The organism is Bacillus cereus group sp. MYBK227-1, assembly GCF_051916325.1.
Taxonomy (GTDB): Bacteria; Bacillota; Bacilli; order Bacillales; family Bacillaceae_G; genus Bacillus_A; species Bacillus_A cereus.
On the sequence record NZ_JBQAGK010000002.1, the window covers coordinates 1,095,500 to 1,108,999 of the forward strand.

Sequence of the window (13,500 nt, forward strand, 5' to 3'; positions counted from 1 at the left end):
CCCTGTTTAGTTCGTAATCTATAAGCCCTCAAGTGTTTTATTTTTATTTGAGAGAATCTTTCCATTCTTCATACCTAACTGCTGTAATGACTTCATTCCTTCCTGTTGTCGGGTTTCTGGCCCTTCTCTCGATGAATGTACTAACATCTGCTACTTCGGTAATGAAAGTACAGCGGCAGCGTACAACCTCTTTAGCAGGTAAGTTGCTATCGTGTGGATATTCACAGCTATAGCCACCGACTTTAAATAATCCTTTAAACGGTACCTTCTGATGATCTGCGGCTTGATGAGTAGGGCGTGTACGTTTATCTAATGTAGAAATCCAAATCTTCTCCATTGATACACCTTCATCGAAAGCGTGAGAGGCACTGTCATAAGTACCTAAGTTTTGTACCCTAGCACTTTCTGTCCATGCAACCATTTGTGCTTTCTTTGCATCACCGTCAAGTATTGGTTTAATACGATTAGCCATTACTGCATAACCTTCACCTTTTCTAAGGCCGATGGATAATTCTTTGCGTATTCGGCTAATTATTTGTACCCGATGTATACTTAGCCTTTGATTGAGTGTCATTTTATCGATAGGCATTTGTACCGCTCGCTTAATGACGTTTGGGTCAATTAGCCCATATGAAAGAGATACACCAACCTCTTTTTCGATAAGATAACTCGTATAATAAAAAGACTCCCCATATTGAGTGGAGAGTGTTTCATTGAGAGTTTTCTTTTTCTCATAAGTTATTTCATTAATAACTTGCTGTAGTTCACTTTGCAGGTTCTTGTATCGATTAAATCGAAGCATTTCCTGCATACTTAACTGCTCATTTACCGCATATTTGGCATAATAAAAAGCCAGTATTCCTCTGACTTCTTCCAAAGCATCTTTATACAGATAGAGAATCGCCTTTTCCAGCTCGTCCTCTATCTTTTGGAGGTGTTTCTGCTTCTTGTCCCATTCCATCGTTTTCACCGCCTTTATGTACAGTGTCTAAATCGATAGAATCAACTTCTTCTTCCTTCATCTTTTGTAATTCTGCCTTTGGATCAGGAACAACAGATAACATAGATAATCGTGTTTCTTCGCTTATTAAACCTTGTAGTTTAGACTGAACGTCAGCTTCATCAGATAAGTTAGCTGGAAGATTACGAGTGAATTGGAATGTCATGCAAAGATAATCAAGCTCAGCTTTGTTTGAACGTAAATTCCAAGCGTCGAATAGTAACTTGAATTGTTGTCGCAATGACTTGGTAAACTTCATTTCTAACGTTCCTGATTTCGTTTCTAATGCTAGTAGCTTATAACGAATAGCAACCCCAGTGAGGTTACCACCGAATGATTCATCAGAAAGATTAACATGCTTTGTAAAACGGCATATATTCTTTTCTAATCTATCTAGATGGTGTTCCAAGATGTTGTCATTAAGATCCTTAGTTAAAAATGTAGCCTCGCCATTCTCACCTACATCAAGAGCTCCAGTTTGCTTTAACTTCTCGATAGTATCATCATCTATATCAACACCTTTAAAAATCATATAAGCCAAGCGGAACTGCTCAATTTCACTGTTCACATCAGAAAGTGCTCTGTCGTACCCTTCAATAAGCGCAATAGCTTTATCAACATCCCCCTGCAATTCTTCATTGTTAGGAAATCCGATAAGTGGTACACCTTTGTATAAATTAGTGATTCGATTTGTTTCTTTCAGCTTATCTAAATCTTCACCAGTGTACTCAATGATTTGCGTATCATTGTAAAATTCCACTTTATATCCATCTTTAAAGTCATCACCGTCAATTACTTTGATTGGATAGCAGCGGATAGCGTATTTGGGTTCTGCGATGCTTGAATTAGTAAGGAAAATAGCTTCATAAGGTTTGATATTCATAACCTTTTCTTCACCATCTTTATCGTGATACAAAAGTCTTGCCCCATAACCACAAATAGAAGCAAACTTTCCTGTTTCCGCATCAGCATCTTCGGTATGATTCGCTTTTAAAAAGTCTTGGATACGCTTCAATACTTCCTCGTCTTCATGATCTAGGCTGTATGAAATAGGTAATCCAAACATATACCCTATTTTTGTATCAATAATTTCAGAGAAGAAGTCATTGTTCAGCTTGTTGTTAACCTTATCCTTATTTCCATCACCTTTAAACTCACGAGTAAAGATAGGTACGCCTTTCTCGCTTGCTTTGTATCGTTCGTACCTATTAATCATGCGTTGCTTCATAGGCTCAAACTCATCAATAATCTTTTTGAGCAGTTTTGGTGTAGACTCTCCATTTTGTTCATCCAGTAACGGAATGTAGTGTTCAAACATCGTCTCACCTCCTTAATAAATTGACTTAACAGCTTTTGCTTTGTTATTAGACATAATTACGGTATTCACAAAGTAACGATCACTATCCATTTGATGGTCATTCTGCTTAATAGGTTTGTCTTCACCGCGCTCCATTGCCTTCTCATCCCATACATAAGAAGAGAACTCACGCAGCGTTTCTTTACAACAATCGCAGAATTTAATTAATTCCGTTGTTAATGCAGTTGCTACATTTCGTATTCCATCTAATACATCGTTCTTTGCTTTTTTTACTTTCCAACCTTTTTGTTTCAGTAAAATAATAAATGAGCTTGCCGAAGGGTCCACGATAATACGCTTTGTTAGACCATTTGCAAACTCAACTAAATCATCATAATATTGTTCGTCTGACTTTTGTAAATTCTTCTTTCGAGCGTCATGATGATATTCTTTCACTTTATACCAAATGCCACCACATAAGCCCCATAAACCAAAAGCCATAGGGTTTTGTGTACCGTAATCGCAGGAGATATAGTACTGTTCGTATTTTCTTGGATACGACGGTACAACATGTTCATTTTCATTAAACATACTGTATATTAAACCTTCCGCCATTACCCATAAGCCCAAGATATAGCGTTGATAGAACACACCGCTAAACATACGTTTAAAGCGGTCTTTCACTTTCTCAGAAAGAGATAAGTTATCATCCATTGTAAATTTCAAATGGCAAACTAACTTCTCTTTTTTCTTATCGATAAGCTCTGTTTTTACAAAGTGATATGGTGAACCAGGGTTACAGTTCATAAATATCTTTGCGCCATCAACAGAACAACGCCCAATCATTTGATCTATAAATGATTTAGGAAATAGAGCAGCTTCATCAGCTAATGAGCCAGCAGCGGTTAAACCTTGTAACGTATCCTGCGAATTCTCCTTATTAGCTCCAAACAAGTAGTACGTATTCCACCCAATTTGCAGATAGTTTTCAGAACGGTTGTAATCATATCGCCAACCCCATGCGGTAAGTATTTGTATCATAGGGTTGATTACGTTACGTTTTAATGAGCCAATTGATTTACCAGCAATGATAAATGACTCACCTTTAAACTTTTCTTGTGACCATTGCAAGAAACTACATATCATCGAAATTGTTTTACCAGAACGAATTGCTCCATCTGCAATAACGATGTCATAATTCTCATATGGCGAACCATCTCGCCACCACCACAATAATTGTAATTGTTTATTTGAAAACGGCTGGAACTTAAATGATTTGGTTTTCCGCTTTTTAATCCTCGCCATCTGCATCACCAAATACTTCTTTCATCTTTTCTGGATTAGGAGTAGTCGCTTGCAAGAAGTCTTGAATCGCTTCTGCATTATCATCGTCTTCATCACCAGTTAAATTTGCAATTTCAGCATTAGCTTTCTTTATGTTCACTTTCTGTACTTCCATATGCATTTTGTGACGCTCTTCTTCAATTTTTCGCTTGAAGTTATCAGGCACTAAATCGAAGTACATCGCTAGTTTATCAAGTGCTCTCATCTTGTCAGCAAGCTTGATAGAAACGCCTTCTTTGCCTTTTTTCACTTCCGCAATGATAGAGCCATCAACCAGATCCGATTCATTAAAATCAACATAACTAATGGTTCTCATGACTGGTTTTCCATCTTCATCTTTTACAGGTCCAAATGGCCCCATCACTTCTACATCTTTTTGGCCAAAGGTTACGTAATTCGTAATATCAGCAAAAGCAATTTTGATGTACTCATTCAATACATCCATCGCTTCCACAAAGATATTCTCAACCATTTCGCCTTTAATCTCTCGGATGTATGATGCTACACGTTCTCTTCTCAGTAACCGGCTACTCGTAACATGGGCGCTACTCTTGGCATAGCCAGCTTTCAATGCAGCTTGCGTACCGTTAAAATACTTTACGTAATACAAACAAAAGAGCCGTTCTTGTTCAGTCAGCTCTTCATCATCTAGCATCTTTTTTAACTTGGCTTTTGTCTTGGGATTTTTCACATTAGTAACGCTCCTTTTCGCAATAGTAACGTTACCTTTTAATTGTTCATCCCATTTATCTTGTGATTTCCACTTTCGGATTTGAGATGGCTTTAAGTTTAACTCCTTTGCGATTTCAACAAGTGGCTTCTCACCATTACTTGCTTTGTATATTTCGAATGCTTTATCACGGTCTGGACTACGCTGTCTCGCCATCTACATTTCACCTGCCACCTCGCGTTCAATTTTAAAAATATTTCTCGTTAATTTGTTACGAACCCCCTTTTGTTTTGCATATAGCAATGTAAGACAAAACAGATTTAAAGGAGACGGAACATGAAACTAAAAATCAAAACACCAAACGGATTTAAATCAGACTTTTACATTTCACCAGGATTTATTAGCGCTATTGGATTATCCATTTTATATCTCCACCTAGCAGGAATCATTTGATTCTTGCTTTTTTATTCATTGTGTTCGTTTGTTTTGAGCAAAAGAAAAAGACACCTCACTGGGTGCCTAACTTTCCGATTGATTAAAATACTTGTTATAAACATCTTCATCTAACTTTTCTGCTATTCTTATATAAATCTCATTGGTAGCAGCATCATCAATTTCTTCACCTATTTTATTTTCTTCCTTTACTCTTTTCCATTCAGCTTTAAGTATTAATTGATGAAAATAACTTGCATCTATTACTACTTGTTCCCAATCTCCATACTTAAACGCGTCAATATTCTTTATATTTAGAGCTGTAGTTATCTCCTCATGCAATCCTATTAATTTTTCAGTAACTGGTTCCTTTGGATTTAACAATAGAAATATGTAATTACTTACGTATACAATCTCAAAATATCGATCTCTTAATTCTAATGCACTCTTTTTTACTTCTGGATCAGTTTTACCCTTAGCAAGAATGTCAAACTTTAATTTATCCAAATCATTCATTTGAATATGTGCAAGCTTAAGGTACTCACTAAACCTATCCCTCATATCATTTATCCATTTTACCCTCTCAGCACTAATTGCATCTATATATCGTTTTTGCTCTAGGGCTTTAAGATTTTTTTCACCTAAATCTTTTGCAAGTTCGTTACTTTTTCTTGCTGTCCTAATTGAAATAATACTAGTAATTATTATAGTAATAATTGCAACTATCGCTGTGATTATAGTATTTCGAGCAGCTGTTTCTGCAGCGATTTTTGCAGCTTCTATGGCAGCCTGTGTATTCATTTATTTCCCCTCTTTCTTTTATCCCAATGCCATTTATTATAATACATTCTCAGATTAAGATATATAAAAAGTTGTATTATGTCACCAATCAACCCATCACTATTACCAGGCTCAATAAGAAATACAAAAGCCACGACACTCACGCAGCATAGTTATATATACCTTCTCAAATATAAAAAACACCCAAATGGGTGCCATATCACTTAACCGTATATAATTTTGATTTTATGATTTTTTTATCTAATCCATACTTTTCGCAAACTGACCTAACCAATTTTTCAAACCAATCGGGAGCGGTAGGCGAAATATAAATTTTTTCAATTAAAACCTCTACATCACATTTAATTGGAACTCCAAATTCAAACAACGGTTCAATGTTTTCACCACATGCTTCAATATTATCATCATAAGGTGCAGCATACACCGCTCGAACCTCACGTTCATGCTTAAATGATATTCTTTTATGTGTATATGGTGCATATATATCATTGCTCATCATCATATCTGTGTCATAATCTATGTAATCCACTTCTCCCAAATAGATTTCTTTGTCTGTTTTAACTAGACTATTTTTAAAATTTATTATTGTAGACTGAATTGCAACTCCATCACCATTTTTTAAATATAAATCCCACATAGCAGCTGATTCATAATCATTACTATGCCAACAAGTTATTGTTGTAAATTTTCTATGTGATTTGCTTCTCTTCACCATCTGATTATATTCATCATCAATATCCCACCACTCATTTGCTTTTGGAATTAACCCTTCAAATGGATCATAAAACTTATCAGATCTGACAAAAAATAAAGACTCCGTGTCTAGTAAATGAACAAATTTAGTAAAATCCATATAACGCCAAATCTTTGTAACATCATTTGGTGTATTAAAACTTGGATGCTGCTTAAACATATTTCCCCCTCCATTTTATCTACGGTATATTACACACCTTATTTTACCATAAATAAAAATTCGGAGATATGATTATACCCCTTTGAACCTAGCAAGAATAACTAAATTCAACAAGAAACACAAAAGCCACGATACAAATGCACCGCGGCTGAATATATAAATTTAATTGGTCTTTCCATTCTCCGTCCGTTCCGACCGAGTAACGTTTTGATAAAGGGGTTACGCTATCCCCACACTATTCTTTTTTCAAAGAACTGTATAGGTATAGCGTAATAGTTATTCTGTTTTGAAAAATCCCCGAATTTATCCCCAATTTTGTCGATAAAATAAAAAAGCTCTGCCATAACAGCGACAGAGCTAAAGGCTATAAAAAATTACATGATACAATATTCATAATAAGAATCACTACGAACATAATTTCATCTAGGAAATGCTAGTATTAAACATTTCAAATTATCTATACTAATTTACAGGTGCCGCTTGAGCTAAACTCTTAATTTTATCCGTAACAACATTAAATACATATGCAGATTTTGCTGACGTTGCTGGAGCAAGATTAGATGCACTTTCCTTTATAACCTCTCTACAAATATTTAAAGAGTCCCTTATCAATTTTTCATTATTAAACTTAATCCCCAATTCCAGATATTTCATTTTCATTTTTTTTGTAGTATTCAATATAAGAAGGTCACCCGCATTGACAAATAAATATTCTTCTAAGCTATTTTGAATAATATCATTATCTACATTTAAAAAATTTGCAAATTCTGTGTTACCATTATTTCTTCTCATTTTTCTATACATTGTTACTACTTTACTTACTTCTTGATACATTTCATATGATTCTATAACTTTTTGACTATTTATATCTTTTAATATTTCTTCAATACGTTCTTTGTTAAATAAGGCACCCTTTCCAGTTTTAGCAACGTGTGCTAATTTATCCAGCCAATATGCTGTGAAATACTGAATCGTATCATCTAATTTAATTACCTTTAAATCACTTGATATAGGTTGACCATATTCTTTTTTATAATTACTCTCATTAATTTGTCTTTCTAAATAATAACCCTCATCAATAAGTGACTGCTGTAATTCCCTTACAATAGTATGATTCGAAATAAAATAACTATCTTTAATTTGAGTTTGCGAATTTAAAAATTCCGTGATCTTTGCTCTCTGATCATAATCACTTATTTTAATTATCCTAACTAATATATCTACGTCTGGTTTTAATTTATCTTCCCTATGTAAAGAGGCTAATGAATTCACAGTCTGACAACCATTTACTATAGATGCCCCTTCTAACTTTATCGTTAAGGAAGTAGGACTAATTTTAGCTTCATCACATATAAAAACAATGCCATTATTAAAAAAATAAAACATATTAGCTTCATCAGTAGAAGCCGTTCTTTTTATGCCATTATTAACCTTTGAATCCGGTTCGAATAACCTAATATTTTCATCAAAAATAACTATTAATTTGTCTTTAACTGCTTCAATTAATTTCGCACCATTTATAACTCCCATATATGAATTTATATCATCAAAGTTATATGCTTGTTGCATTAATTTATACTCTAAATTAACTTCTGTTGAATTTTTCCTATTCATTTTTTCGAAAATATTAGCAATCTTGTTTTTATTAATATCTTCGAATGACATACTGCCACCGGTTTCATCTTCAAATTGTTTTATAAAATTCGCTACTGTAATCTGATTATCCAAAATGCCCTTGTTAAAACTAACAAACATAAGTCTAAAAGAATAAATCTCTTTTTCTTTTAATTTCTCCTTATGCTCAGTAAAACTTTGATTTGAACGCGGATCTTCTTGATCAGTAATTAAAATATTAAACCCATTCAACGTTTTTAATATTTCACCTTGAGAGATTTCCTTGTTTAAGTGTTTACCTGACTCTGGAAATTTAAATTGCAGCACAATTAATTCTTCAGTGCCTTCTGGGTGAATGATAGCATCAATCCCATTATCACCATTTCCATCAACAATCGCTTCAGCTATCTCCTGTTCATTCATGTTAAATTGAATTTTTAAAAACCAGTGAGCAAAGGCTAAAGACAAATTACTATAATTTTGTTCTTGTTTAATTACCTCTAAATTTTCCCTGATTTTATTATAATAAGATTCATATTTTGTAATAATAGCCATTTTTTCTCCCCTATATACTTTATTTCTATTTACATAAAATTATAATATAGCATATATTTACTATAAACAATAAGATTGTATATTTTCATATTAAAATTATTAATAATCAACATCCTGAAACAAACTTATTTTTATATAATCCCCAAAGCCGTAGCTATCAACCAAATAGCACTTTTTTTATTTTCATAAAAATTATCACGTCGCATCATCAACTCGTTATAAACATAGGAATCTTTCACTTTCTCATTTCCCAGATATTTCAATTCAATAATCTGTCGCTGATCTTTATCAAGTGCATTTTGTAACGTTCGTTCAATTTGTTTAAAACGTATCTCATGATTCTTATCGTCACCTTTCATTTTAGGAAAAAGAACGATGCCCCCTGCTTGAGCCTGTTCTTCTTGATTCTTCATCCGGACGCACAATGCTTTGTAGTTTTTCAGCTCATTCACCACAAGTCTACGCATCTCCTTTTCATCGATGTCTTTAAAAAATGACAATTGATTCATACGATACGGTTCCCCTCCGTTCGATCTGTACAATAGATTAATTTGACACTTGCATTCAAATCTAATAAACTATTTACTATATTTTGGTTTTAACTGTTGATTGTTCGATTCAATCATTCCTGACCGACTTACCAGTGTGGCTGGGTAGTAAAGGCTGGTTTGTTGGCATCTTGTATGCTGGCACACTTTCCTGCTCCATTTCTGAAGTACTTAACTTCTTAGTTAAGAAAAAACTTGTAACGGAGATGATGCTTATGCTATTCCATTTAGCTACAATCCTAGGTGCCTTGGCACTTTCTCAGGAATCCATGGTGGACAGATAAAATAGCAAGTGCAACAAGGCTTAATGTTAGGAATGCATCACCAATTATATTACTAAAGTAGTATCTTTAATGATGTATTCCTTGGCCTAGGATTTCCCTAATTAAATGTGGCTTTTACAATCTCCCTCTGTAAATCTTCTTGATCTGCGCTTCAGTGAATCCCTCGTACACAGCAAACACTTCTGGAAACTCACTTAAACACATATCAATAATCGTGTCGTCTGTCGTTCTAATATAGAAATACTTAACCTCACCCATGTAATCGTTGTGTAAGTAATAGCTCTTAATCTCGTGATGGTAATTGTTAGCTTCCAAGACTTCATACAGTTTAATTTTGGTTTCATTCATTTCAAATATTGATTATTGCTCCATTTCACTCCCTCATTCCGTATTAAAATAGCGTTTTCGTTCAATCTTCAACCTATCTCTACAAATTATGCAGGATTTACACTCCTAAATGTCGAATATTGACCGTGTTAGGAGGTGTATTTTTAATGAAATTCCAAAAGGAATATGAAATATTGTGCTCTATAAATTCTAATAAAATACTAGAAATTGTATTTGACTTTAATAATCATAGAATTAAAATCTTCTTTTCAAACAAAGAAAGAAATCAATTTTTGGTTCTTGTGTGCGAAAATAGTGAAATCTCATTTATTAAGAATTACCCAGTCTTATTCAAAAATGGTGTTGCTGATATCAATATGTACTGGGGTCCTTACATTACATACGCTACAGGGTTAAGTAACACAACAAGCCCAGGGTTTACCGAGTTTCAGAAAAAACTTAAAGAGTCGATTCAAAGTGTAGAAAACCCAAATGATGAATTTAAAATCTCTTACCTTGATAGTCATGACGGCATACAAAAAATCCAAAATGCCAACAAAAAGTCTGTGCTGCCTAATAAAGAAATTTATTATCATCACACCCGGAGAACACCTATTTCTGATAATCAATATAAAAAAGTAAAGGATTTGCTTGGTAAAGATATAGCTGAACATTTTAAAAACTCAAATGTAACGGCTGTCTTCACATCAGATATCACTCAGCAAAAAACATTCGTTCTTCCTTAGACTAATGATAAATAACCTGCAAGTATTATTGACTGACACAAGTTTAACTAAAAATGAATTTGCAAACACCTGGTTTGCGCACAAGTACCTTTCTGCACGACATAACTCTTTTGCTAGGAGAAATCCTAGCCTTTTTTTATTTCTCTCATATTAGTAAGTCCCGTCTCTTTCCCACTTCTTCTTGAGTTTCCCAACATAAGTAAAACTACGCATACATAATTCTGATTTCCTTATCCGGAGTTCCTCGTTGATACGGTTCCCCTCCGTTCGATGTGATTACTCTTTAAAACATTACTTCATTTCTTTCTGGCATTCTTTTAAATAATCGATAGCCTCTCGAATCTGTTCTTTTGTTGAAAGTAATTCCATCACATTGTCCTTTGTGTTAAATACATGTATTTGTCTTTCCTTGTACTCCATCCCTAACATCCCATCATCACCTAAAAGCTTTACGTTATCTTCCATTTTCAAAACCTCGCTTTCTATTCAAAGGATTATTTGGTTAAGTTTCTAAAGAATGGTAATTAGTATATAATTAAATTATTAAAATATTAGGTGGTGATGTAGATGACTGAAACAATCCGAATTGCTCTTTTCACTCTTGTAGGAATCAGTGCTTTATTCTCTGTAATTAAAGAGTTTCAAAAACCAGAAAAAAGAAAATTTTGGATTACATTTGAAACTTTAGTTCTAATCGGGGCAGCCTGGATGTTAATAGGACTTCTCATGTAACCTACATAATTAGTAACTCCTGAATAAAACTCAATATTCCGTTAATACTGTAGACAACCCATTTCGAACCATATTCCATTCCCCGAGCAGTTAGCTTTCGCTAGCTGCTCTTTTATTTCGTTCCTGCTCTTGCTTCTTAAAGAATTCTTTAACTGCGTTTTCCCAACAAGTGCACATTATCCATTCCTCCTCGAATAAATTTCTATATCTTGTCCATACTATAAATACACTTGAGTTCTGAACTTCCTTCTTAATGCTTTTCTGGAGAGCAGTTAGCTTTTGCTAGCTGCTCTTTTTACGTTTTAAGTGAATAAAATTCTAAACATTGTCTAACACTGTAGACAAGACTTTAAAAAGTCGATTTCTCCCACTCTAGCTTTCTTGGTCGAGAGCCGAGCGGTTAGCAAAAGCTAACTGCTCTTTTTTAATTGAATGTTTTCTATAACATAATTTATCTGTTTTATGATTAGACTTTCATGATTCTATCTATACTAAACTTGGGCTTTATAGCTCAAATAATCTTTCATTCACTTGGCGGACAGTTTATTTAATAAATTGTCTGCCTAAGCCATTTAATAATTCCGCTTTATATTAAAATGAAATTTTTATTGTAATCTGCCTCTGTATATCTTCTTTATCTCAATTTCACTAAATCCCTTATACACCGTAAACACTTCAGGAAACTCACTTAAACACATGTCGATGATCATGTCATCAGTCGTTCTAACGTAAAAGTATTTAACCTCACCCAAGTAATCGTTGTGTAGGTAATAACTCCTAATCTCGCAATAATAGCCGTTAGTTCCCTAGACTTCGTATAGTTTATTTTTTGTTTCATCCATATCAAATATTGATAACTGGCCTTCAATCTCCACCCGTTCGATCATTTCCCCATTCCCCTTTCGATTTGAGTGAAATGTTATTTTTTATCCTTGTACTCCATCTCTACAAATTCAGCCAAATCAATGTCTTTCATTATCAATTCTTCTAGAAAGTAAAACGCTTCTTGTTCCCCTTCATTTTCTCTTACATTTTGAAACTGTAATTTTTGTTCTTCATCTAATTCAAATTTCAGCTTTGCTTCTACAACCATCATCCATCCTCCTCATCTAATAAAATGAAGTTTTTGTTTGAATTACCCTTGATACTTTTTGAATAACTCGGCCATTGACATATTGTTGTATTTTGCCAAGTCCTTCGTTACGGCACATACATTACGAAAAGCTGTGCAGCCCAATCCAACATCGAGGTATTCTAGTAGATCCACATACCAATCATTTCGATATGTTTCTTCATCATCGTTTACTGTTTCTACCCAGCATACTAATTCTTGATGGTTGACTTCAGCTTTGTCGGTAGGAATCGGCTGACTACTTCCTGTATCCCATCTCCATCCACCATTCTCCCAATAACCATTATCTAGATCTCTGTTATCTGCATCATTGCTCAACTTTTGAAAATCCTCATCCGAAACTTCATATACCTGGTACGATGTAGTTTCATCACCGTATGTTCTCTTTGCATTAACACCTATTTTTTAAATTTTCAGTTATGTTTCCTTGCACTAAAATCTCTTCCATTTTCATTCTCCTTTTCTAATAAAATAGCGTTTTTGTTTAAATCCATTTTTTTAACTGTGGCTTTGCTAACACTTTTGTGCTAGAATCCACTAGGATATCATTTTAGAATTATTTTTGGAGGCTTTATGAATAATCAAAACAACAATGAAACAAACAACATCAATAGAGTATTGGCAATTTTTCTAATAGTATCACCACTATTAATGCCTATCGTGCTCCCTACAGCCATAATTGTAGGAATGAAACAATGGATGCCTGATGACGTTGAATACCCAAGTATAATGTCACTATTGACTTTATGTATTGGATTTTTCATAGTTGGAATCATCTTCTCTTTCTTATTACGCGTATTTAAATTATCTGAAGAAAAGTTAAAAGAATTAGGTTTCTTAGGATTTACAATTTCAATTGTTAGTACCTTCCTGACAATGTATGTCGGATATTTTTGGCTAGCAAAACTTAATTTCACAGCAGTGCAATTATCACCACATGCTGTATTAATCTTTGCGATTTTATCTACAATTCTTTTAGAAGCAATCTTTAAATTGACTGATAAATTTGATACACCTGATACAAAAGAAACAATTGAATAGATATTAAAATGATTAGCATAGAGTACATATCAACATGTGCTCTTTTTTCTTTTTAATCAAATAA

General features: G+C 33.9%; 14 protein-coding genes and 2 pseudogenes. 3 read left to right on the forward strand and 13 right to left on the reverse strand.

Going from position 1 to position 13,500, the window contains the following annotated elements; all coding sequences use genetic code 11:
* Positions 1-43 precede the first annotated feature (43 nt).
* The 9 genes from ACTFRM_RS12725 to ACTFRM_RS12765 form a co-directional block, all read right to left on the reverse strand.
* Entirely contained in the window at positions 44-811 is a 768-nt protein-coding gene (locus ACTFRM_RS12725; protein WP_440043385.1) for a phage minor head protein, read from the reverse strand.
* A 73-nt stretch (positions 812-884) separates the two neighbouring features.
* Positions 885-2,318, reverse strand: coding sequence for a phage portal protein (locus ACTFRM_RS12730; RefSeq protein ID WP_440043351.1), 1,434 nt, complete (start codon positions 2,316-2,318; stop codon positions 885-887).
* 12 nt (positions 2,319-2,330) lie between these two features.
* Positions 2,331-3,602, reverse strand: coding sequence for a PBSX family phage terminase large subunit (locus ACTFRM_RS12735; protein WP_440043352.1), 1,272 nt, complete (start codon positions 3,600-3,602; stop codon positions 2,331-2,333).
* On the reverse strand, positions 3,589-4,527 hold the full coding sequence (locus ACTFRM_RS12740; RefSeq protein WP_440043353.1) for a terminase small subunit: 939 nt from the start codon (positions 4,525-4,527) through the stop codon (positions 3,589-3,591). The genes ACTFRM_RS12735 and ACTFRM_RS12740 overlap by 14 nt, the downstream gene beginning before the upstream one ends.
* Before the next feature lie 303 nt (positions 4,528-4,830).
* Positions 4,831-5,544 carry a hypothetical protein gene (locus tag ACTFRM_RS12745; RefSeq protein ID WP_440043354.1) on the reverse strand — a complete coding sequence of 238 codons (714 nt, stop codon included), beginning with the start codon at positions 5,542-5,544 and terminating at the stop codon, positions 4,831-4,833.
* Positions 5,545-5,743: 199 nt separating this feature from the next.
* Positions 5,744-6,457, reverse strand: a complete 714-nt coding sequence (locus ACTFRM_RS12750; protein WP_440043355.1) for a DUF2971 domain-containing protein — start codon at positions 6,455-6,457, stop codon at positions 5,744-5,746.
* Positions 6,458-6,919: 462 nt separating this feature from the next.
* Complete coding sequence (locus ACTFRM_RS12755) at positions 6,920-8,626, reverse strand: AIPR family protein (protein ID WP_440043356.1); 1,707 nt, start codon at positions 8,624-8,626, stop codon at positions 6,920-6,922.
* A 131-nt stretch (positions 8,627-8,757) separates the two neighbouring features.
* Positions 8,758-9,135, reverse strand: a complete 378-nt coding sequence (locus ACTFRM_RS12760; RefSeq protein ID WP_440043358.1) for an ArpU family phage packaging/lysis transcriptional regulator — start codon at positions 9,133-9,135, stop codon at positions 8,758-8,760.
* 437 nt (positions 9,136-9,572) lie between these two features.
* Positions 9,573-9,806: a hypothetical protein gene (locus tag ACTFRM_RS12765; protein WP_098348117.1), complete on the reverse strand. Its 234-nt coding sequence runs from the start codon at positions 9,804-9,806 to the stop codon at positions 9,573-9,575.
* A 146-nt stretch (positions 9,807-9,952) separates the two neighbouring features.
* Here ACTFRM_RS12765 and ACTFRM_RS12770 point away from each other — a divergent pair, with 146 nt between their 5' ends.
* Positions 9,953-10,531 carry a hypothetical protein gene (locus tag ACTFRM_RS12770; RefSeq protein WP_071730486.1) on the forward strand — a complete coding sequence of 193 codons (579 nt, stop codon included), beginning with the start codon at positions 9,953-9,955 and terminating at the stop codon, positions 10,529-10,531.
* A gap of 291 nt (positions 10,532-10,822) precedes the next feature.
* Here the strand turns inward: ACTFRM_RS12770 and ACTFRM_RS12775 are convergent, their stop codons facing one another.
* Complete coding sequence (locus tag ACTFRM_RS12775) at positions 10,823-10,996, reverse strand: hypothetical protein (RefSeq protein WP_186803766.1); 174 nt, start codon at positions 10,994-10,996, stop codon at positions 10,823-10,825.
* 102 nt (positions 10,997-11,098) lie between these two features.
* Between ACTFRM_RS12775 and ACTFRM_RS12780 the strand changes: the two genes are divergently transcribed.
* Complete coding sequence (locus tag ACTFRM_RS12780; protein WP_000140899.1) at positions 11,099-11,263, forward strand: hypothetical protein; 165 nt, start codon at positions 11,099-11,101, stop codon at positions 11,261-11,263.
* A gap of 605 nt (positions 11,264-11,868) precedes the next feature.
* Here the strand turns inward: ACTFRM_RS12780 and ACTFRM_RS12785 are convergent.
* From ACTFRM_RS12785 to ACTFRM_RS12795, 3 genes and pseudogenes are all read right to left on the reverse strand, one after another.
* Positions 11,869-12,150 (reverse strand): annotated as a pseudogene (locus ACTFRM_RS12785) (hypothetical protein).
* 32 nt (positions 12,151-12,182) lie between these two features.
* Positions 12,183-12,356: a hypothetical protein gene (locus ACTFRM_RS12790; RefSeq protein ID WP_283746327.1), complete on the reverse strand. Its 174-nt coding sequence runs from the start codon at positions 12,354-12,356 to the stop codon at positions 12,183-12,185.
* Between the two features lie 42 nt (positions 12,357-12,398).
* A pseudogene (locus ACTFRM_RS12795) lies at positions 12,399-12,843 on the reverse strand (hypothetical protein).
* Positions 12,844-12,968: 125 nt separating this feature from the next.
* On the opposite strand from ACTFRM_RS12795, the gene ACTFRM_RS12800 reads away from it, so the two are divergent.
* On the forward strand, positions 12,969-13,436 hold the full coding sequence (locus ACTFRM_RS12800) for an epimerase (protein ID WP_440011194.1): 468 nt from the start codon (positions 12,969-12,971) through the stop codon (positions 13,434-13,436).
* The last annotated feature ends 64 nt before the right edge of the window (positions 13,437-13,500 follow it).